The 22,587-nt window shown below is 41.1% G+C and carries 18 protein-coding genes; 17 read left to right on the top strand and 1 reads right to left on the bottom strand.

What is annotated here, in order from left to right; all coding sequences use genetic code 11:
• Positions 1-163: 163 nt before the first annotated feature.
• The 11 genes from LI126_RS13475 (at position 164) to LI126_RS13425 (ending at position 15,882) form a co-directional block, all read left to right on the top strand.
• The gene (locus LI126_RS13475; RefSeq protein WP_227165568.1) at positions 164-3,457 is read left to right on the top strand and encodes a DUF5717 family protein; all 3,294 of its coding nucleotides are present in this window, start codon (positions 164-166) and stop codon (positions 3,455-3,457) included.
• A gap of 15 nt (positions 3,458-3,472) precedes the next feature.
• On the top strand, positions 3,473-4,756 hold the full coding sequence (locus LI126_RS13470; protein WP_015528876.1) for a DUF5716 family protein: 1,284 nt from the start codon (positions 3,473-3,475) through the stop codon (positions 4,754-4,756).
• Positions 4,731-5,498, top strand: a complete 768-nt coding sequence (locus LI126_RS13465) for a hypothetical protein (RefSeq protein WP_020435780.1) — start codon at positions 4,731-4,733, stop codon at positions 5,496-5,498. Before LI126_RS13470 ends, LI126_RS13465 begins: the two co-directional genes overlap by 26 nt.
• Before the next feature lie 335 nt (positions 5,499-5,833).
• Complete coding sequence (locus tag LI126_RS13460; RefSeq protein ID WP_055144686.1) at positions 5,834-6,649, top strand: transporter substrate-binding domain-containing protein; 816 nt, start codon at positions 5,834-5,836, stop codon at positions 6,647-6,649.
• A gap of 23 nt (positions 6,650-6,672) precedes the next feature.
• A complete protein-coding gene (locus LI126_RS13455) occupies positions 6,673-7,359 on the top strand; it encodes an amino acid ABC transporter permease (protein ID WP_015528879.1) in 687 nt (228 codons plus the stop codon).
• A gap of 18 nt (positions 7,360-7,377) precedes the next feature.
• Entirely contained in the window at positions 7,378-8,163 is a 786-nt protein-coding gene (locus LI126_RS13450; RefSeq protein ID WP_055144683.1) for an amino acid ABC transporter ATP-binding protein, read from the top strand.
• Positions 8,164-8,395: 232 nt separating this feature from the next.
• Positions 8,396-9,832 carry an amidophosphoribosyltransferase gene (gene purF / locus LI126_RS13445; RefSeq protein WP_055144680.1) on the top strand — a complete coding sequence of 479 codons (1,437 nt, stop codon included), beginning with the start codon at positions 8,396-8,398 and terminating at the stop codon, positions 9,830-9,832.
• A 74-nt stretch (positions 9,833-9,906) separates the two neighbouring features.
• Positions 9,907-11,340, top strand: a complete 1,434-nt coding sequence (gene purB, locus LI126_RS13440) for an adenylosuccinate lyase (RefSeq protein ID WP_015528882.1) — start codon at positions 9,907-9,909, stop codon at positions 11,338-11,340.
• 136 nt (positions 11,341-11,476) lie between these two features.
• Positions 11,477-12,478, top strand: coding sequence for a hypothetical protein (locus LI126_RS13435; RefSeq protein ID WP_227165567.1), 1,002 nt, complete (start codon positions 11,477-11,479; stop codon positions 12,476-12,478).
• Positions 12,479-12,574: 96 nt separating this feature from the next.
• Positions 12,575-14,032: a glutamate--tRNA ligase gene (gene gltX, locus LI126_RS13430; protein WP_227165566.1), complete on the top strand. Its 1,458-nt coding sequence runs from the start codon at positions 12,575-12,577 to the stop codon at positions 14,030-14,032.
• A 20-nt stretch (positions 14,033-14,052) separates the two neighbouring features.
• Positions 14,053-15,882 carry an ATP-dependent helicase gene (locus LI126_RS13425; protein WP_227165565.1) on the top strand — a complete coding sequence of 610 codons (1,830 nt, stop codon included), beginning with the start codon at positions 14,053-14,055 and terminating at the stop codon, positions 15,880-15,882.
• Between the two features lie 35 nt (positions 15,883-15,917).
• On the opposite strand, the gene LI126_RS13420 is transcribed toward LI126_RS13425, so the two are convergent.
• Positions 15,918-16,235, bottom strand: a complete 318-nt coding sequence (locus LI126_RS13420; RefSeq protein ID WP_020435786.1) for a DUF1292 domain-containing protein — start codon at positions 16,233-16,235, stop codon at positions 15,918-15,920.
• Positions 16,236-16,420: 185 nt separating this feature from the next.
• Between LI126_RS13420 and LI126_RS13415 the strand changes: the two genes are divergently transcribed.
• The 6 genes from LI126_RS13415 (at position 16,421) to LI126_RS13390 (ending at position 22,558) form a co-directional block, all read left to right on the top strand.
• Positions 16,421-17,422: a sugar ABC transporter substrate-binding protein gene (locus LI126_RS13415; protein WP_227165564.1), complete on the top strand. Its 1,002-nt coding sequence runs from the start codon at positions 16,421-16,423 to the stop codon at positions 17,420-17,422.
• Between the two features lie 30 nt (positions 17,423-17,452).
• Positions 17,453-19,294 (top strand): alpha-amylase family glycosyl hydrolase, encoded by a 1,842-nt coding sequence (locus LI126_RS13410; protein ID WP_227165563.1) that lies wholly within the window; start codon positions 17,453-17,455, stop codon positions 19,292-19,294.
• Positions 19,291-19,821, top strand: coding sequence for a DUF5662 family protein (locus tag LI126_RS13405; protein WP_015528890.1), 531 nt, complete (start codon positions 19,291-19,293; stop codon positions 19,819-19,821). The genes LI126_RS13410 and LI126_RS13405 overlap by 4 nt, the downstream gene beginning before the upstream one ends.
• A gap of 21 nt (positions 19,822-19,842) precedes the next feature.
• Positions 19,843-20,484, top strand: coding sequence for a histidine phosphatase family protein (locus LI126_RS13400; RefSeq protein WP_195937017.1), 642 nt, complete (start codon positions 19,843-19,845; stop codon positions 20,482-20,484).
• A gap of 293 nt (positions 20,485-20,777) precedes the next feature.
• On the top strand, positions 20,778-21,917 hold the full coding sequence (recA, locus tag LI126_RS13395; RefSeq protein ID WP_015528892.1) for a recombinase RecA: 1,140 nt from the start codon (positions 20,778-20,780) through the stop codon (positions 21,915-21,917).
• The gene (locus tag LI126_RS13390) at positions 21,914-22,558 is read left to right on the top strand and encodes a regulatory protein RecX (RefSeq protein ID WP_020435792.1); all 645 of its coding nucleotides are present in this window, start codon (positions 21,914-21,916) and stop codon (positions 22,556-22,558) included. Before recA ends, LI126_RS13390 begins: the two co-directional genes overlap by 4 nt.
• Positions 22,559-22,587 lie beyond the last annotated feature (29 nt).

Below are 22,587 nucleotides of genomic sequence, written 5' to 3'. Positions count from 1 at the left end.
CAGGAAAAATAAAGGAGGAATTTTAATGAAAAAATGGATGTAAAACTTTATACAATCCCCCATTGCAAGATCATGTATACTAATGATATAATTTATAGTAGCGTTTTTGGCAGTTGCCAGAAGCAAACTTATGGATGATTAAAAATTTGAGTAGGTGACGGATTTGAAGAATAAGATCAAACGTTTTGCAAAGGGGGATTTTCACATCCCGCAGCCGGAAATTATTTTTCCTGAGACTCACATTACGATGCGTGTCGGAGAAGGAGAAAAATATGAGGGAAGCTTTTCTCTGCAGAATGAAGGAGAAGGGACAATACGTGGACTTGTATATCCTTCTTCCTATCGTGTACAGTGCGCAGAGCAGGGTTTTGATGGAAATCCGGTAAATATTTATTATACATACGATGGAAGAGGACTTGTGCCGGGACATGTTGAACATGGGAAATTTACGATTGTATGTAATGGTGGAGAGTATGATATTGCATTTACTGCAATTATTGAGAAACCATTTGTTATGACTCGATACGGAAAGGTTCAGAGCCTGGAAGATTTTAAGAAGCTTACATATCGTGATGCAGCTGAGGCAGTGAAGTTATTCCGGTCCAGAGATTTCTTTGAGATTCTCAAATATGAAGATACGAGGATCAAGGCGCTTTATAATAATATGCGTAAATGGGAACTGGATCAGCACGCCCTTGAAGAATTCCTGGTAGGGTGCAAGCAGAAAGAAAAGATTTTTCTTACATTGGAAGAAGAAAGCCGTGCTTTTATTTCTCTTGTAGAAGACAGAAAAGAGACTTTTACTGTGAAGAAAAATACCTGGGGATATCTGGAGATTGATGTAAGAACAGAAGGCGATTTCCTTTCTGTTGAGCACAGACATCTGACGACAGACGAATTTATAGGTAATGCCTATCGTCTGGAATATGGTATTTCTATGGATAAGCTTCACAGAGGAAGTAACTTTGGAAGGATTATTCTGGAAACTCCATATGAAACATTGAGTTATGAGGTCGTAGTGGAAAAGGATATTTGCAGAGATGAGGAACATCGTGCAAATGAAAAAGAATTTAATGGAATTCTGAAAGATTATCTGAAATATGAAGGTGACAAGATGTCACTGGAAGATTGGACAGAGGCTTCTATAAAGAAAATTTCACATCTTCGCGAGGTAGATGAACGTAATGAATTTTACCTTCTTGCCCAGGCACATATCTGCATTTTGGGTAATCGGATGGATGAGGCAAAATGGCTTTTAGAATCTTATAACTACAATCGTTTTGCAATCGGTAAGGATGTTGAATTGAGTTCCTATTACCTTTATCTGACGACAAAACTGAGTAATGATTCGATTGGGCAGAGAAGGGTCGCAGAAGAACTTTCACGTTCTTTTATGAAGCATCCGGACAGCTGGCGGATTCTTTGTATGCTGATTGAGGTTGATTCAGAATATAAAATCTACAGTGAAAGACTGAATGTGCTTGAGAAGCAGTTTATGGAGTATAAGTCTCACAGCTTATGGTTCTATCTTCAGGCATTCCGTTGTTTTAAAGAGAAGAGCTCATCTCTTAAAAAACTCGGACAGTTTGAAGTACAGGTTCTGCTTTTTGGCGTGAAATATAAACTGATGACGAAGGAACTTGCATTATATACAGCAAACCTGGCAAGTCAGATGAAGAATTTTGATAAACATCTGTATAATGTACTTGTGAAGTGTTATGAGATGTATGATGAAGCGATGATATTGACTTCTATCTGTACATTGCTTATAAAAGGCAGCAGAACAGAACACATCTATTTCCATTGGTATGAGAAAGCGGTAGACGCAGAGTTGAAGATCGCGCAGCTTTACGAATATTATATGGCGGCTGCGAGACCGGAAGAATTTCATAAGCAGCTTCCTCGTTCGGTATATTTGTATTTTATGCATGGAAATTCTCTGGATTATAAGAAATGCGCATTTTTGTATGCAAATCTGATTACTTATGAAGATGAGACAAGCGAGATTTATGCGCACTACAGGGATGAGATGGAAGAATTCACATGGAATCAGCTGGAGAAGAGAAATATAGATGAAGATCTGCGGATCATTTATAAGCGATTCCTTGTAGAGACAGACATGAGTCAGGACAGAATCCGCGCTCTTTATGATGTGTGTCACGCATATTGGATTACAACAAAGGTTCCGAATATGAAATTTATTCATGTAATCGCAGCTGATGGAACAATTACACAGAAGGCAGCATATACAGAGAATGGAGCCAGAGTATTTCTGTATGCAAAGACGGATCGCATTGTATGGGAAGCAAAAGATGGAAGACATTATACAGATTCTATCCCATATGAGAGTAAACGTCTGTTTTATGAACTTAGATATATGGATATCTGCAGAAAATATGCAAATAGCCTGAACCGAAGCAAAGCGTTTGAAGAAGAGGAAGAGCTGACACTGGAAATCGTAAAGGAAAAGGGTCTGGAAAATTTCCCGGAGGATGAGATCCAGGCACTGTGCAGCAAGATGATTCGTGAGACAAATTATGAGAATGATGATTTCCTGACCTATGTTTGTTATGATTTATTTAAGAAAAAACAGTATGATAAAGTGATTCTTACGTATTTGGCAAACTTCTACTGTGGAGCAACACAGGAGATGAAGGAATTGTGGAAAGTTGCCAGAGAGTATGAAGTCCATACGCATAAACTGGCAGAACGGATCATTACACAGATGCTCTTTTCAGAGGAATTATTCCAGGAGACAAAAGTATTTGAAGCTTATTATGATGAAGGTGCATACTTCCGGCTCCAGCAGGCTTATCTGGCATATGTCTCCAGAGAATATGTTGTAGAAGCACGTAAGATAGAGAAATCTATAATTGATATTATCTGCAGGGAAGCAGAGAAGGGTGAGACAATAATCGATATTTGTATGATTGCTGTTTTGAAATATTATTCGGATCAAGAGTATGAAACAAGCCTTAAGAAGACGCTGAAAAAGTTTATGCAGGAACTTTGTGGCAAACAGATTTATTTCCCATTTTTCCTTAAGTATGATAAGGAGTGGCTGATTGAATTCCAGTTGTGGGATAAGACACTGGTAGAATACAAGGGCCAGAAGGATAGCCGTGTTATGTTGTATTATCAGTTGCAGAAAGGTGGAAACGGAGATTCTGATTATGCAACAGAACTTCTGACACCAATGTATGAGAATTTGTATGTGAAGAAGTTTGTGTTGTTCTCGCATGAACGACTGATCTATTATTTTAAAGAAACAATTGACGGAAATTCTTACAGAAGTGAGAAAAAGATCTGCCAGCATACGGTTGAAAAAGGTGAACCGGGCAGATATGGAAGGCTCAATGACATTATTCTGGAAGAAGATCCGGAAGAACGAGAGAAGAAGATGAAGCAGTATGCACTGGAAGATGCGGTTGCATCACATATGTTCATACAGTATTAAGGAGGAAATCTTTTCATGGGACAGGGAAGTATAATTGGATATGAGATAAATGAAAAGACATGCCAGATCAGTTTTTATAATGATAAAGAGATGGAACCTCAGACACTGGAAGTTGACTCAGATAATTTTCAGATTCCTTTGATTATTGGAAAACTAAGAGACACATGGGCATATGGAAAAGAGGCGAAACGTCTTGCAACACTGAAAGAAGGATTTACCGTTGCCCGTCTGCTTTCGAGAAGTCTTGCAAATGAGAAAATTGAATTTGGTGATGAGACATATGATGCAGTATGGCTGCTTTCACAGTTTATCCAGATGTCTTTACAGTCATTTCCTAAAATTGATGGAATTGTGTTCAGTGTACCGGTTCTTACAGAAGAACTGGCACAGATGCTTCGAAGGATCGCAGTTCGTATGAATATTGATAAAAGACATATCTTTATTCAGGATTATAAAGAGAGTTTTTGTAATTATCTCTTCTATCAGCCGAAAGAACTGTGGCAGTATGATGCAGCATTGTTCTGCTGTGACCGTAATGAGATCAAAGCATATATGCTGCGCAGACTGAAGCCGGGACTTGGTGGTGGAAAGACTACATTTGTTACGGTTGATGAAGTTGCAAATGCACATATGAAAGAACTGGCGCTTGTTTATCCGGTTTTGAACGAGGACAAAGCAAAAGAAGCCGATGCGATGTTCTGTAAATTTATACAGAGCGTGTTTGATAAGAGGATTGTTTCTTCCGTATTCCTGACAGGAGAAGGGTTCGAAAATAACTGGTATCCGAAGTCATTGCGGGTGCTTTGCAATGGAAGAAGAGCATTTATCGGAAATAATCTGTACAGCAAAGGAGCTTGCTATACTGCATACAGAAAACTGTATATGCATATAGAGAATCCGGTTTATCTATCGGAGACTAAGCTGACAGATCAGATTACAGTCAATATGCGTGTGGATGGTCAGGAAATGTGGTATCCGCTTGTTTCCTGGGGTGCACACTGGTATGAGTCAAATAATCAGTGGGAAGTGATACTTGAAGAGGGTGATGATATAGAATTCCATATCGAGTCACTGGTTCAGGGAACGGTTAAGACCGAAAAAATCTCTTTGGAGAGACTTCCAAAGCGAGCAGAGTACTCTACAAGACTTCAGATAGAAACGATGTTTCAGGATGAAAAAACCTGCAAGATTACAGTACGTGATGTCGGATTTGGAGATTTCTTCCTGCCGACGGATTTCCGTGAGGAAAAGGTGATACATTTAGGAGGTAATGATGGGAAATTTAATTCTTTGTCATGACAGACACGCAGCACATCCTTATGAGATTTCCAGGATCCACTGCAGGATCTTTACAATAGAAGAATTGTGTTACTATCTGTGTAATAATTTATATCTGATCGATTATACGATCATGAATGAACCGCTTTGCACCTGGTTGGAAGAAGAGCTCGGTATGAAAGAACTGGCAGAGCAGCTTCGAGATTTGATGCGTATGCGTGGATCTGTCGAGAACTTTGTTCTTACAATTTTGAAAGCTTCAAAGATCTATAAAGAATCTGAGATGATCCGTATCCAGAATGTTTTGGAACATCTGAAAAATCAGAAGGATGTAGAGCGTAAGAAGTATAAAGGCGATAATCTTCTTGAAAGCGGTGAGATTGAAGAAGCAATCATTGTTTATCAGGAAATCCTGAATCAGGAAAAAGATGAGAGTGTAGATGAAAAATTCTATGGAAAGATCTATGCATGTCTTGGAGCGGCATATGGACGATTGTTCCTTTATCAGGAAGCGGCCAAAATGTATGACAGAGCCTACCAGATCTGCGAAGATAAGGAATTACTAAAACCATATCTGTATGCGTCTTATAAGTATATGTCGCTGGAAGAATTTCATATTCTGCTTACAAAGCACAGTGAATATCAGGAAGTGAATGCACAGATGAGAAGTGAGATGGACGAAGTGAAGCAGAATCTTCAGATTGAGCCAAATGAAGTACTTTTGGAGAAGTGGAAGAGGAAACATAGAAGAAATCATACATAATACAGACTTTTTGTGCAGCTGTTCACAGAATCTATGAGCAGCTGCATTGTTTACTGTTCACACGATGTGCGACCAGCAACGCATCTCGCCATTTTAAATCGCCTTTGGCGATGGGGCGAGATGCATTCAAGTCAAAACGCGCATCCTCCGTGTCAATCAGCGGAGTGATTGACACAGGAGTGAACAGTAACCTGCATTGTTCTGTACCTTTTGGTTACTGTTTTGGGGTTTGACATATATTGTATGCTATGGTAGAATACAACGGTAACTTTACCGTAGTACAGTGACTCATTGGTAGAGAATAAAAGCCAAACTCAATGATGGAGGGTGTTATTATGAAAAGAAAAGTATTAAGTGTGTTATTATGTGCAGGACTTGCAGTTTCTATGTTGGCAGGATGTGGTTCAGACTCTTCTAATGCGAATAAGAAAGCGGAATCAACAGGGAGTGATCTTGAATATGTGAAAGACAAAGGGACACTCGTGGTCGGTGTTACTGACTTTGAACCAATGGATTATAAAGATGATAATGGTGAGTGGGTCGGATTTGATGCAGACATGGCGAAAGCATTTGCAGAGAGTATCGGAGTTGAGGCAGAATTTGTAGAGATTGACTGGGATAATAAAGAGCTTGAGCTTGATGGAAAGTCAATCGACTGCGTATGGAATGGTATGACACTGACAGATGAAGTGGAAAGCTCCATGGAATGCACAGATGCTTATATGAATAATGCACAGGTTGTAGTTGTACCGGCTGACAAAGCTGATAAGTATCAGGATGAGGATAGTGTGAAAGATTTAACTTTTGCAGTAGAAGCAGGAAGTGCAGGAGAAGAGCAGGTAAACAGAATCGGTGCTCAGTATACAGCCGTTTCATCACAGGCAGATGCATTGATGGAAGTTGCTTCAGGAAATTCAGATGCAGCTGCAATTGATGCTTTGATGGCAGCAGCTATGATTGGAGAAGGAACAGGTTATGCAGATCTTACTTACACAATAAGTCTGAACGATGAGGAGTATGGTGTTGGATTCCGTAAAGGATCTGATCTTGCAGCAGCTCTGAACGACTATTTTAAGAAGAGTATGGAAGATGGATCAATGAAGAAATGTGCTGAGACTTACAAGGTGCAGGCTGCATTGATTGAAAAATAAATTTAGGATGGAGCTTTAATAAAATGGAACTTATTATGGAACAATTTCCAATCGTTATTCACTCACTGAATGTGGGATTTTTACAGACGCTGAAGCTGTTTTTTGCAACGCTTCTTGGAGCTATTCCGTTGGGACTGGTTATTGCATTTGGATCAATGTCACATTTTAAACCGTTGAGTTATATCACGAATATCATTGTTTGGATCGTGCGAGGCACACCGCTTATGATCCAGATGCTGATCATTTATTATTTCCCGGGACTGGTCTTAGGAAACCCAATTTGGGGTGGCGGTGAAAGCGGAAGATTTCTTGCAGCTTCGGTTGCATTTATCTTTAACTATGCATGCTATTTCTCGGTAATTTACCGCGGAGGAATCCAGGGTATCCCACAGGGACAGACGGAGGCCGGACTTGTTCTTGGAATGACAAAGCATCAGATCTTCTTTAAGGTTAAGCTGCTTCAGATGGTGAAGAGAATTGTTCCACCGATGTCAAATGAGATCATCACACTTGTAAAAGATACTTCTCTTGCACGAATCATTGCACTGCAGGAGATTATCTGGGCAGGACAGGCGTTCCTGAAAGGTTCTCAGGGAATCTCAGGTGCGATCTGGCCGATGTTCTTTACAGCTTTTTATTATCTGATCTTCAATGGTATTCTGACAGTCCTTCTTGGAAAGCTTGAGAAGAAGCTGGAATATTTTAATTAAATGGGGAGGAAGAGATAAATGGCAATACTTGAAGTAGAACATATTAATAAAACATTTGGACGGACAGAAGTATTGAAAGATATCAGCTTTTCGTTGGAACGTGGACAGGTACTTTCCTTGATCGGTTCCTCGGGAAGTGGAAAGACGACACTTCTGCGCTGTCTGAATTTTCTGGAGACACCGGATAAAGGTGTGATCCGTGTAAATGATGAATTATTGTTTGATGCTGCAAATCCTGTAACAAAACAGGAAAGTGAGATCCGTAAGAAAAGATTACATTTTGGACTTGTATTCCAGTCTTTTAATCTGTTCCCGCAGTATACAGCACTTGGGAATGTAATGCTGGCGAAGGAACTACTTGCAAAAAGTCAGCCTGATTATAAGGCACGCAAGAAAGAGATACACGCAGAGATTGAAGCGGAAGCAAAGCGCCTCTTAGATCAGATGGGACTTTCAGAGCGTATGAATAACTATCCGCATCAACTTTCCGGAGGACAGTGTCAGCGTGTGGCGATTGCCCGTGCACTTGCACTCAGTCCGGATATTCTATGCTTTGACGAGCCGACTTCGGCGCTTGATCCGGAGCTTACAGGTGAAGTACTGAAAGTTATCAAAGGACTTGCAGATCAGAATACTACGATGATCATCGTAACGCATGAGATGGCATTTGCAAGAGACGTATCGGACAAAGTTCTGTTTATGGATGACGGTAAGATACTTGAGCAGGGAACTCCTGAGGACGTGTTTGAGAATCCAAAAGAAGAGCGTACCCGTCAATTTTTGTCTCGTTATACAAATGGATAGTGATTTTGTAAATACTGGACAAAAAATGAAGGCGGTAATAAGATACGAAGAATAAAAACGACGAATATATTAGAAATACTAATATATTGGACGTAAATAAAATAATGAGCAGGAAGAAATACAAGGCGGAGGGAATGTTGATTTTCACTCCGCCTTATATTATAATCGGTTTTGTATGATACAGAAATCATGATAAAAACTAGCAGGAACTAGGTAAGGAGCATAAACTGACATGAGTGAATTTGAAAAAGCAGTGACGGGACTTGGGGAAGAATGCGGTGTTTTTGGTGCTTATGATGTGGATGGGCATGATGTGGCTGCATCAGTCTATTATGGCTTGTTTGCTCTGCAGCATAGAGGTCAGGAGAGCTGCGGTATTGCAGTGACAGACACTTATGGGAAGAGAAACGTCCTTTCAAAAAAAGGACTTGGCCATGTGGATGACGTGTTTGATGAAGAGGGCCTTTCAGAGCTGAAAGGAAATCTTGGTGTGGGCCATGTAAGATATTCAACAGCAGGCGCAACACGTGTAGAGAATGCAATGCCACTTGTTATAAACTATGTAAAGGGAACACTTGCAATTGCACATAACGGAAATTTAGTAAATGCAATCGAGCTGAGAGAAGAACTCAGCCAGACAGGTGCTATTTTTCAGACAACAATAGATTCTGAAGTAATCGCATATCTTATTGCGAGAGAGCGTCTTCATACACCGACAGCAGAAGAAGCAGTGAAGCGTGCGATGCAGAAGATCAAGGGTGCATACGCACTTGTTGTTAGCAGCCCGAGAAAAATGATTGGTGCAAGAGATCCATTTGGACTCAAGCCACTGTGTATCGGAAAACGTGACAATACATATTTCCTTGCTTCTGAGAGCTGTGCAATCGCAGCTGTAGACGGTGAGTTTGTAAGAGATGTTCTTCCGGGAGAAATCGTAACAATTACAAGAAAACATGGAATCCAGTCAGATACGAGTATGGTGATCGATTCGGAAAAACAGGCAAGATGTATTTTTGAGTATATTTATTTTGCAAGAACAGACAGTACAATCGATGGTGTAGGTGTATACCATTCCAGAATTCTGGCAGGAAAAGCACTTGCGGAATCTTATCCGGTAGACGCTGATCTTGTTGTAGGAGTTCCGGACTCCGGTCTGGTAGCAGCGAAAGGATATTCTGAGCAGTCAGGAATTCCGTATGGAATGGCATTTCACAAGAATAGCTATGTGGGAAGAACATTTATCAAACCGAAACAAAGCGAACGTGTTTCCAGTGTAAAAATCAAACTGAATGTGATTCCGGAAGTTGTAAAGGGAAAACGAATCGTAATGGTAGATGATTCCATCGTGCGTGGAACAACTTGTGCAAATATCATTAAGATGCTGAAAAAAGCCGGAGCAAAAGAGGTACATGTACGTATCAGTTCTCCACCGTTCTTACATCCATGCTTCTTTGGAACGGATGTTCCGTCAAATGAGCAGCTGATCGCACATACTCACACACAGGAGGAGATCCGTCAGCTGATTGGAGCAGACTCTCTTGGATACATGGAGATTGAGAAACTGAAAGACATGGTTGGAGATCTTAAGTATTGCGATGCCTGCTTTACAGGAAAGTATCCGATGGAAGTTCCGAAAGAGGATATCAGTCAGGCATTTGAACAAAATTGATTTTGAAGACTCAGTTTATGTGTTATAATAAATGAACAGTTACGATAAAGATATGAAACAAGGAGAAAAGAATTATGAGTAATGATCGTTATGTAAGCCCGCTTTCAGAGCGTTATGCAAGCCGCGAGATGCAGTATATCTTCTCACCGGACAAAAAGTTCAGAACATGGAGAAGACTTTGGATCGCACTGGCAGAGACTGAGAAGGAGCTTGGACTTAACATCACGGATGAGCAGATTGAAGAGATGAAGAGCCATGCGGATGATATTAACTTTGAGGTGGCAAAGGAACGTGAGAAGGTTGTACGTCATGATGTTATGTCTCATGTTTATGCATATGGTGTTCAGTGTCCGAAAGCAAAAGGAATCATCCATCTTGGAGCTACATCCTGTTATGTAGGAGATAATACAGATATTATTATTATGGCAGAAGCACTGAAACTGGTTCGCACAAAGCTTGTGAATGTAATTGCAGAGCTTGCGAAGTTTGCAGAGGAGCAGAAGAACCAGCCTACACTTGCTTTTACACATTTCCAGCCGGCACAGCCGACAACTGTTGGAAAGAGAGCAACTCTCTGGATGCAGGAGTTTGAAATGGATCTTGAGGATCTGGAATATGTACTTGGAAGTCTGAAACTGCTTGGATCTAAAGGAACAACAGGAACACAGGCAAGTTTTCTTGAACTGTTTGACGGAGATCAGGAGACAATTGACAAGATCGATCCAATGATCGCTGAGAAGATGGGATTTAAGGCATGTTATCCGGTATCCGGACAGACTTATTCAAGAAAAGTAGACACAAGAGTACTGAATGTACTGGCAGGAATTGCTGCAAGTGCTCACAAATTCTCTAATGATATCCGTCTGCTCCAGCATTTAAAAGAAATTGAAGAACCATTTGAGAAGACACAGATCGGATCTTCAGCAATGGCTTATAAGAGAAACCCGATGAGAAGTGAGAGAATTGCTTCCCTTTCAAGATATGTGATGATTGATGCACTTAATCCGGCAATCACATCTGCAACACAGTGGTTTGAGAGAACACTTGATGATTCCGCTAACAAGCGTCTGAGTGTTCCGGAAGGATTCCTTGCAATCGACGGAATACTTGATCTTTGTCTGAACGTTGTAGACGGACTGGTTGTATACCCGAAAGTAATCGAGAAGCGTCTGATGTCCGAACTTCCATTCATGGCAACAGAGAATATTATGATGGATGCTGTTAAAGCCGGTGGAGACCGTCAGGAGCTGCACGAAAGAATCCGTGAGCTTTCTATGGAAGCAGGAAGAAATGTAAAAGAGAAGGGACTTGACAATAACCTTCTTGAACTGATCGCAGCGGATCCGGCATTCAACCTGACTTTAGAGGATCTTCAGAAGACAATGAAACCGGAGAAATATGTTGGACGTGCAAGTGAGCAGGTAGATGCTTATCTTAAGAATGTGATCCGTCCACTGCTTGAAAAGAATAAAGAGATCCTTGGCGTGAAGGCTGAAATTAACGTATAGAATCCTTGGAATCTATCAGGACAAAGCGGAAAAATCAAAGGGATGTTGCATTTGGTTGCAGCATCCCTTTTTCTTTGATAAACTAAAATTATTTCGTATATTAAAATGTGGGGGAAAGAGAAAGGAATAAGAGAACATGGATATAGGACTGAATTGGAATGAATGGCATCAGGAAGCGGCGAGAAAACCATATGTCAGAGTGGGAGTGACTTTATTAAGTGGTGCGCTGATTCTGATGTCTGCACAGGAAATTGTTTCATTATATTTGGAAAAGAATCTGATTTCCGAAATAGAGGTCTGTGCGACAACAGAGGATATAAATGTGTCAGGAAATAATCTGCCGGAAAAAGTAACAATAACAAAACAGATAAAAGAACCGGAAAAAATGGATGAGCATTCTTTCTTATCAGCAGAAACTATCCAGACAGATGTTAATCAAGCAGATGTTATCCAGGTAGCAGCTGTTCTGGCAGAAATTTTAGTGGAAGAACCTATGGTAGAAGAAATTGCGGTGGAAGAACCAGTAGTAGAAGAGATTGTGGCAGAAAAACCAGGTGTGAAAAGAGATACAACTATAAATGTTGCAAGTGAACCGGTAATTACAAATCCTGATTCAATGGAAAATGTAAAAAATGAAAATGAGGATGAAGAAGGGTCGATAGCAGTGGGAAATACAGATACCGGATATCTTATTAATGCGGAAGGTATGATCTGTGGACTTTCAGGAGACAAAGAAGTGATAAAGGATGGAGTATTGTACTTTCCTGAAGAAGGATGTTCCGGAATTGCGAGAGGAGCACTGTCGGGTCTTGGTTCTGCTGTAGAAGAGATTGAAATTCCTGCTAATATAACAAATATTCAGCCAGGAGCGTTTGTTGGGCTGAGTAATCTGGGATGGATAGAAGCAGATGCAGCAAATCCAGCCTATGTTACGGTAGATGGTGTACTTTACACGGCAGATGGCACAGTTCTTCTTGCATTTCCGGCAGCGTGGACAGGAACCTTTCAGGTGCCGGAAAGTGTGAAAAGTTTTGCAGAAAGTGCATTTGATGGAACAAATCTGGAATGTATTGATGCAAGATCCTGTACACTTGAACAGGCGGGAAGTATTCCTGAAACGGTGAAACTTTTGGAGTAAAAGAAAAACATTGATTTTGTTTGTTGAAGAATCTGGGGACTTGCGCTATAATATGACGAGATTGAACAATAACAAACAAGAATTGGAGAAGATAGAATGAGTAAGAAAGTAAGAACAAGATTTGCACCAAGCCCGACAGGAAGAATGCATGTGGGTAACTTAAGAACAGCATTATACGCGTATCTGATCGCAAAGCATGAAGGGGGAGATTTCCTCCTTCGTGTAGAGGATACAGACCAGGAACGTTTTGTGGAAGGTGCACTTGATATCATTTACAGAACAATGGAGAAAACAGGTCTCATCCATGATGAGGGACCGGATAAAGATGGCGGATATGGACCGTATGTACAGAGTGAGCGTAATGCATCAGGACTTTATCTTAAATATGCAAAGCAGCTTGTAGAGCAGGGAGATGCTTATTACTGTTTCTGTGACAAAGAGCGTCTGGAGTCTTTAAAAACACAGGTTTCCGAAGGTGGAGTAGAGATTTCTGTTTATGATAAGCACTGCTTAAGTCTGAGCAAGGAAGAAGTAGAGGCGAATCTGGCAGCAGGTAAGCCATGGGTTATCCGTCTGAATGTACCGAATGAAGGTGAGACAACATTCCATGATGAGATCTACGGAGATATCACAGTTCCGAATGCAGAGCTTGACGATATGATCCTGATCAAATCTGATGGATTCCCGACATATAATTTTGCAAACGTAATTGACGATCATCTGATGGAGATTTCACATGTTGTTCGTGGAAATGAGTACTTATCTTCAGCACCGAAGTATAACCGCCTTTATAAGGCGTTTGGTTGGGAAGTACCGGTTTATGTACACTGTCCACTGATCACAGATGAGAATCATAAGAAATTGAGCAAGAGATGTGGACATTCTTCTTATGAAGATCTGATCGAGCAGGGATATGTTTCAGAGGCAGTTGTGAATTATGTTGCACTGCTCGGATGGTGCCCGACAGACAACAGAGAGATCTTCTCATTGGAAGAGCTTGTTGAGGCATTTGATTATCATCATATGAGTAAATCTCCGGCTGTATTTGATACAGTGAAATTGAAATGGATGAACGGAGAATATCTCAAGGCAATGGATTTTGATAAGTTCTATGCACTTGCGGAGCCTTATCTGAAAGAGGCAGTAACAAAGGACTATGATCTGAAGAAGATTGCAACACTTGTGAAGACAAGAATTGAGATTCTTCCGGAGATCAAAGAGCAGGTTGATTTCTTTGAAGAACTTCCAGATTACGATATTGCACTGTATACACACAAGAAGATGAAAACAGATCCTGAGAAGTCACTCGCACTTCTGAACGAGGTTCTTCCGGTTCTCGAGGCGCAGGAGGACTTTAGTAATGATGCATTGTTTGAGACATTGAAAACATTTGCAACAGAAAAAGGATACAAAGTAGGTTATGTAATGTGGCCGCTTCGTACAGCAGTTTCCGGAAAGCAGAGCACTCCGGGTGGAGCAACAGAACTGATGGAAGTACTCGGAAAAGAGGAGTCTCTTAGAAGAATCCGTCTTGGAATCGAGAAACTTCAGTAAGGACAGCGAAAAGAGGTACAATGGGATTTAATGAAGCACAGACGCAGGCAATCCAGCACACAGACGGCCCATGTCTTGTACTGGCAGGCCCGGGATCGGGGAAGACGCTTACGATTGTAAACAGAGTAAAATACCTTATAGAGAAACAGAAAGTAAGACCAGAAGAAATTCTGGTCGTTACTTTTACAAGATTTGCAGCGGCGGAGATGAAATCCCGCCTCTGTTTGGTTATGGGCAAAAGAGATCTTCCGGTTACAGTGGGTACATTTCATGGAATCTATTATGGAATCCTGAAATGGGCTTACCGGATGAATCAGGAAAATATTCTTTCGGAGACAGAAAAATATCAGATTTTACGTGGCGTGATTAACAAGGAAAGAATGGAGATCTTTGATGAAGAAGATTTTATTCAGGATATTGCGGCAGAAATTGGAAAAGTGAAGAATAATCGGATTCCGCTGGAAGAATTTGTATCAGAAAAGTGTAGTGCGGATGCTTTTCGCAATATTTACCGTAATTATGAACAGTATAGAAAAGAACTGAAAAAGATTGATTTTGATGATATGCTGGTACTTTGTTATGAATTGTTCCGGTCAAGACCAGATGTACTTGCACAGTGGCAGAAGAAATTCAGATACGTTTTGATTGATGAATTTCAGGATATTAATCGAATTCAGTATGATGTGATTCGCATGCTGGCACAGCCGGAAAATAATTTGTTCGTAGTAGGGGATGACGATCAGGCAATCTACGGATTTCGTGGAGCTGATTCAGAATTGATGCTTGGATTTGGAAAAGATTTCCCTAATGCAAAACAAATTCTGTTGGGAATGAATTACCGTTCGACAGCAAATATCGTACAGAATTCTTTGAAACTGATTGAAAATAATGTGGAGAGATACAGTAAAAAACTGGAAGCAAACCGTGAAGGCGGTTCCTGCCTTCATATTCAGGAAGTGAAAGATCCGGTGGAAGAGGCAGAATATGTTCTTGAAGAGATACAGAAATGTAAGGAGAATGGTATAAAAGAAGAGGAGATTGCGATTCTGTTCAGGGTTCATACAGATGCGCGAGCAGTGGTAGAAGCAATGGTGGAGCGGAAGATCCCGTTTCAGATGAAAGAACATCTTCCAAATATATATGAACACTTTATCGCAAAGGACATCATGGCATATTTCCGACTGGCAACAGGAGCCCGGCACAGACAAGATTTTTTACAGATAATGAACCGACCAAAGCGATATCTTGGAAGAGACAGTGTAGCAGGAGCAAAGGTTTCTTTTGAAGACATGCGGAAGTTCTATTGTGATAAAGACTGGATGATCGACCGGATTGATCAGTTTGAGTGGGATGTTAAGATGCTTATGAAGATGGCTCCATATGCGGCAATCCAGTATATCAGAAAAAGGATTGGTTATGACGATTTTCTGAAAGAGTATGCATTTACACATCAGATAAACAGATCTGATCTGAATGAAGTACTGGCAGAGATCGAAGAGGCGGCAAAAGCATTTTCAAGTGTTGAAGAATGGTTTGCACATGTAGAAGAATATACGGAGACTTTGAAAGTGAAGGAAAAGGAAAGAAACAGACCACGTCCAGGTGTCCGTCTGATGACGATACATGCTTCTAAAGGACTGGAATTCAAGCAGGTATTTCTGATTGCGGCGAATGAAGGGAGGATTCCGTATCAGAAGGCAAAGACAGACAAGGAGATCGAAGAAGAGAGAAGATTATTTTATGTGGCAATGACAAGGGCAAAAGATTTTCTGAAGATCTGTTATGTGAAAATAAAAAACGGGAAAGAAGTTACTCCTTCCCGTTTTGTAGACGAACTATTGAAAAGCTGACCGGATGTCAGTCACTTTGCTGACATCCTCAAGACTTAGTCCTCCAGGTCATCTAATGCATCAAGATCGATATCGCCGAAATCCTGTGTATCCAGCCATTCGTTGAATATAGCGGAAACACGGTCGAACTCTTCATCTTCTTCGATGTTCTCAAGTCCAGGTTCTTCCTCTTCTCCGTTATCAATGAAACGATACAGATAGATCTGACCGTCTGTGTTATCACCGTTTTCATCCAGTGGAAGAAGTGCGATATACTCCTTTTCATCTGCTTCAAAAATATTGAGAACAGCGCATTCAAGTTCCTCATTATTCTCCAGTGTCAAAGTGACTGTGAGGGATTCGTTTTCGTTCATAATCTTCTCCTTTGAATCTGTGTTGTATTTCATTCCGTATTGACCAGCCAGGTGCTCAAAACGAGAATGATCAGCTATCTTGATGGTAACAAAAAGGGGAGAAAAAAGCAAGATAAGATTGACTTTCGGGTTAAACAAGGTAGAATAAAAGTGTTACTGATAGAAGTGAAAGGATAATAGACAATATGAAGAAAAGATGGATACTGTGTACAGTGGCAGTTTTGTGTATAGCGGCAGCACTGTTTGGATGTGGAAAGAAAAATGTTGGAACACCGGAAGATAATGCAGTAGTAGAAGAGGATGATAAGAAAAATGATAATACAGGGGAAGGTGGCAGACTGTTTGGATTTAGTGGGATTGATATGTCGAATCCTTTTTATGACACATTGAAAAATTCTGTCCAGACAGCATTAGAGGCTCAAGGTGACCGTCTGATGGTTCGTGATCCGGCATCAGATGCTGATTTGCAGAATGAACAGATTCGGGAGTTGATCAACGAAGGGGTACAGGCAGTATTTCTTTGTCCGGTAGATTGGGAGAAAATCACTCCCGCACTTGAAGCCTTAAAAGAGGCAGATATTCCGGTGATCAATCTTGATACAGAAGTAAAAGAGACAAGCCTTGTATCTGCATTTGTAGGGTCAGATAATGAGAATGCGGGATATGTGTGCGGGCAGGATCTTCAGGTCCAGAAACCAGATGGCGGCAAAATTGTGATTGTGGAAAGCCCTGGGGTGAACTCAGTGAATGAGAGAATTACCGGATTTGAAGAGGCTATAACAAACAGTGGGTTTGAAGTGGTAAAGAGAATTGAAGCATTGGGAGACAGTAGCAATGTGAAGGACGAGATGACACAGGTTCTGAGCGAAAATAGTGAGATTGATGCTGTAATGTGTGGTAGTGATCCTATGGCAGAACAGGTGATGGCAGCAATCACAGAAGCGCAGAGAACGAATATCTGCGTGTATAGTGTGGATGGTTCCCCGGCGACAAAAACAGCACTGGTGAATGGCACTGGAGGAATGACCGGGATTGGAGCACAGTCCCCGATCAATATGGGAAAGACAGCAGTAAAGGTGGCGACAGCATTACTGGCAGACAAGGATTACGAGAAGGATAATTATGAGGAAACTTTCTTTATAAATCGTGATAATGTTGAAATGTACGGAACAGATGGATGGCAGTAATTTATTGATTGCTCAAGAAAGGGGTTAACTATGAGGAAGATAAAGGGGAGTCCGCAGCCATTTGGAGTGGATATCAAAGGCAAAAATATAAATTTTGCCGTTCAGGTAGCAAAAGGGAAGACATGTGAACTTTTACTGTATAAGAGAGGGAAAGATGTTCCGGAATATCAGTTTGATATGCCAGAGGAAGAAGGCGTTGGAGAAGTACGTTTCTTATCTGTTGAAGGTCTGAAAGCAGATCGATATGAATACAATTTTCTGATTGATGGGAAAGTATGTGTGGATCCATATGCAAAAGAACTTGCAGGAAAAGAGAAATTTGGTGTAGAACGGAAACTTCAGGAACATCAGATTCGTGGGAAAATTGTTTCAATGGAGGACTATGACTGGCAGGAGGATCAGCGCCTACATCTTCCATGGGAAGATGTAGTGGCTTATGGTTTGCATGTGCGTGGATTTACAAAACATTCTTCTTCGAAAGTGGTGCATAAGGGAACATTCCAGGGGGTTGTTGAAAAACTGGATTATTTAAAAGAACTTGGAGTCAACCAGATTCAGTGTATGCCGGTCTATGAATTTGAAGAGTGCGGAAAAACAAAAGTGAACTATTGGGGATATGGTAAAGGTTTTTATTTTGCCCCTAAAAAAGCCTACGCATATGGGAAAAGTGCAGTTCGTGAGTTGAAAGATATGGTGCGCGCATGTCATAGTCAGGGCATAGAAGTTGTACTGGAGATGCCATTTGTTCCGGGAATATCAGCAAATTATGTAACGGAATGTCTACGCTTTTATATGCTGGAGTATCATGTGGATGGATTTGTTCTGAATCCTTATAACGTACCGTGGGAGCAGCTGATAGAAGATCCGTTTTTGAAAGATATCAAGCTGATGCAGAAAGATGATGGTTTCCAGAATGTGATGCGTCGCTTCTTAAAAGGTGACGAGAATATGGTCAATGATGTCATCTGGGCATTGAAAAATCGTTCATCGGAAAATGGAAAATGCAATTATATTACAACACAGACAGGATTTACGTTATGGGATTTAGTGTCTTATGATTGCAAACATAATGAAGAAAACGGTGAGAAGAACCTGGATGGACCAGATTATAATTACAGTTGGAATTGCGGAGCTGAAGGACCGAGCAGAAAACGCGCAGTTGTCAATCTTAGAAAGAATCAAGTGAAGAATGCATTAGAACTCCTGTTGACGGCTCAGGGAACTCCATGCCTCCTTGCAGGAGATGAATTCTGTAATTCGCAGAGAGGAAATAACAATGCATATTGTCAGGATAACGAGACAGGATGGGTGAACTGGACACAGTTGAAGAAAGATGACTGGCTGTTTCAGTATACAAAGAAACTGATCGGGTTGAGAAAAGAACATCGTTGTCTCCACCAGAGTACAGCACTATCCGGAATGGATACCACGAGATGTGGCATACCGGACGTATCTTACCATGGAGAAAATGCATGGCAGGTAAAAGCAGAAGTTTCCAGCCGTCAGTTAGGTGTCTTGTATTCAGGAACGAAAGAAGGGGAGTTCCCTTGTTTTATAGCATATAATATGCATTGGCTGCCGCATCACTTCGCAATACCATCGATTGGAAAGAACGTAGAATGGTATCTTGTTATGACTACAAAAGATGGCGTGCTTTGTGAAGCGAAAAAGCTGGAAAATCAGAAAGAAGTATTACTGGAAGAACGTAGCGTAGCAATTCTGGTTGGACGTAGGATAGAAGAAAAGAAGAGTCGTTCAGAAAAGAAACCGATTCATACAGCTAAGACGCAGAATGTAAATAAAATAGAAAAACGGCAGGGAGCAGAAGAACTTTGTAAAGAAGAACAGCCGGCCAGAGAGGGAAAAGTATGAAGGCATTTGCACATTTTTGTACCATAACAAAACACAAAAAACTGGTATTGAAAGAGTGTTTTCGTGTTGGGTTGTACAAACAGGGACTGCTCCATGATATGTCAAAATACAGTTGGACAGAATTCCGTGTGGGATGCAGATACTATCAGGGGACAAGAAGCCCTAATAATGCCGAACGGGAAGAAAAGGGGTATTCTTCCGCATGGCTCCACCACAAAGGCAGGAACAAACACCATTATGAATACTGGATTGATTATAGTCTGGAGGGACCGAACCTTCTGGCGGGAATGAAGATGCCGGTGAGATATGTAGTAGAGATGTTTCTTGACCGCATTGCAGCAAGTAAAGTGTATCTCGGGGATGCATATACCTCTGATGCACCGCTTGCTTATTATGAAAACGGACGTGCAGATGAGCTGATGCATAAAGATACAAGAGAATTATTAGAAAAACTGCTTCATATGCTTGCGGAAGAAGGCGAGGAAACTACTTACAGATATATCAGGAGAGAAGTATTAAAAAGATAAGAAGAGGGAGTGTAGGCAGCAGTGAGGCTATATATTGTGCGTCATGGAGAGACGGATTGGAACAAGAAAAAACTGGTACAGGGACGAAAGGATATTCCCTTAAATGAATATGGGCGTCATCTTGCCCGGGAAACTTCTTATGGGATGAGACAATACCAGATAGATCTGGCTTATACAAGTCCCTTACGGCGTGCAAAAGAAACGGCAGAGATTCTTCTTGAAGGACGCAACATTCCGCTTTATGAAGATCAGAGAATCCAGGAAATTTCTTTTGGCTCGTATGAGGGAATGTCTTGTGTAGATAAGACGAAAGAAGAGAATCTTGCATTTCAGAAATTCTTTCAGAATACGGGAAATTATATTCCGCCGGAAGATGCTGAAAGTGTAGAACAACTTTATGAAAGAACCGGAGAGTTTTTAAAGAGTCTTGAAGAGAGTAAGAAGCTGAAGGATAAGAATCTTCTGATTTCTACTCATGGCGCTGCGATGACAGCAATGCTGAACAGGATGAGAGGCAGTCTTTCAGTAGAACATTTCTGGAAAAATGAAGTACCGCCAAATTGTTCTGTTACGATTGCGGAACTTGAAGGCAGTGGATTCAAAATTATCCAGGAAGGAATTATCTTTTATAAAGAAGAAGTGAAACACTGGAAAGCAGTGTAGTATAAAAGGCAGAATGTAAGTGCTGTGGTACTTGCATTCTGCCTTTCCTTATGCTATTCTTTAGTTGTCTGGCCGGCAGATCCTTAAGCCGGCACTGATTCACATGAACTTCAATGCTTCTGTTTCAGGAAGAGGATTCCATGGTATATCGTATTATTGCAACAAAATTAAGGGGAAGAATTATTGTTGACATTTTGAAAGAAGTATAATAAAATCTATTCATAGACGAACAACTGTTCGAAAAAAGAGAGAATGGGTTTTATACACTAAGAGAGATAGAGAAGGAGAAAATTATGGCAGGCAAAGAGAGCGTTACAAAGCTGGCGAATAACGAAGAGAAGAAGAAAGCACTGGATGCAGCGATCGCAAAGCTGGAGAAAGATTTTGGTAAGGGTGCAGTGATGCGGCTGGGAGAATCAGGGGCGCATGTAGCTGTAGAGACAGTTCCTACCGGATGTCTGAGCCTTGATCTGGCACTTGGACTTGGCGGTGTGCCAAAGGGACGTGTGATTGAGGTTTATGGTCCTGAATCAAGTGGTAAGACAACTGTCGCACTTCATATGATTTCTGAGGTTCAGAAGAGAGGCGGAATTGCCGGATTTATCGATGCAGAGCATGCACTGGATCCTGTATACGCAAAGAATATCGGAGTAGATATCGATGAACTCTATATTTCACAGCCTGACAGTGGAGATCAGGCCCTTGAGATTGCAGAGACAATGGTACGTTCAGGGGCGATTGATATTATTGTCATTGACTCTGTAGCTGCACTTGTTCCAAAGCAGGAGATCGAAGGGGATATGGGAGACAGTCATGTTGGTCTGCAGGCAAGATTGATGTCACAGGCATTGAGAAAACTGACACCGGTTATCAGCAAGTCAAACTGTATTGTGATCTTTATTAACCAGCTGCGTGAGAAAGTTGGAGTAATGTTTGGAAATCCAGAGACAACGACAGGAGGACGTGCGCTGAAATTCTATGCATCTGTGCGTATGGATGTCAGAAGAATCGAGACTTTAAAGCAGAGTGGAGAGATGGTAGGAAACCGTACAAGAATCCGTATTGTGAAGAATAAGATTGCTCCGCCGTTCAAAGAAGCGGAATTTGATATTATGTTTGGAAAAGGTATTTCCCGTGCAGGAGATATTCTTGATCTCGCAACCAATATTGATCTTGTGAAGAAGAGCGGTGCGTGGTATGCATATGAGGGAGAGAAGATTGGCCAGGGAAGAGAGAATGCAAAGGCATATCTGGAATCACATCCGGAAGTGATGGAGACACTGGATCAGAAGGTGAGAGCACATTATGCATTATCCGGATCAGAAGAAGCAGAGAATGAGCTTCCAGATGCTGAGAAGAAGACCGGGGCATCAAGTGATCTGAAGCTGACACCGGCTTCTAAAGTGGCTGATGAGGCAGAAAAGAAAGAATGATTGTTACTGGGATAGAAGAGCAGACAAAGACAAAGTTTAAAGTATATCTGGATGGAACATTTGCATTTGTGCTTTATAAAGGTGAGTTGAAGCGTTTTGGTATAAAGCAGGGAGAAGATCTCGCGCAGGAAAATTATGAAAAAATTCAGAATGAGGTACTGTTGAAACGCGCAAAGAAGAGAGCAATGCATTTGCTGGAGGATATGGATCGTACTGAGTCTGCATTAAGGGAAAAACTGAAGGCGGGACAATATCCGGAGAATGCAATCAGCGGAGCAATTGAATATGTGAGATCTTTTGGATATCTGGATGATGCAAGATATGCGGAAAATTTTGTTATGAGCCGCAAAGATACTAAAAGCAAACGGGAAATCAAGGCACTGCTGTCGCAGAAGGGAGTTTCTGATGATTTGATCTGCCTGGCTTTTGAACAGTGCTATAGTGAAGATTCTGAGGAAGAGGCAATCCGAAGGATACTGCGAAAAAAGAAGGTTGATCCGGAAAGAATGGAAGAGCAGGAATATCAAAAGATATTAGGATATCTTGCGCGAAAAGGATTTCGTTATGAGGTGATCCGCCATGTTATATCAGATTATGATAAACAGAGTAACTGTACACTCCCGTGTCAATCACTCCGCTGATTGACACGGAGGATGCGTGTTTTGACTTG

Source organism: Mediterraneibacter sp. 210702-DFI.5.30 (genome assembly GCF_020560115.1).
Taxonomy (GTDB): domain Bacteria; phylum Bacillota; class Clostridia; order Lachnospirales; family Lachnospiraceae; genus Mediterraneibacter; species Mediterraneibacter faecis.
The sequence above is the reverse complement of the archived record's forward strand: the minus strand, read 5'-3'. Positions and strand labels throughout refer to the sequence as shown.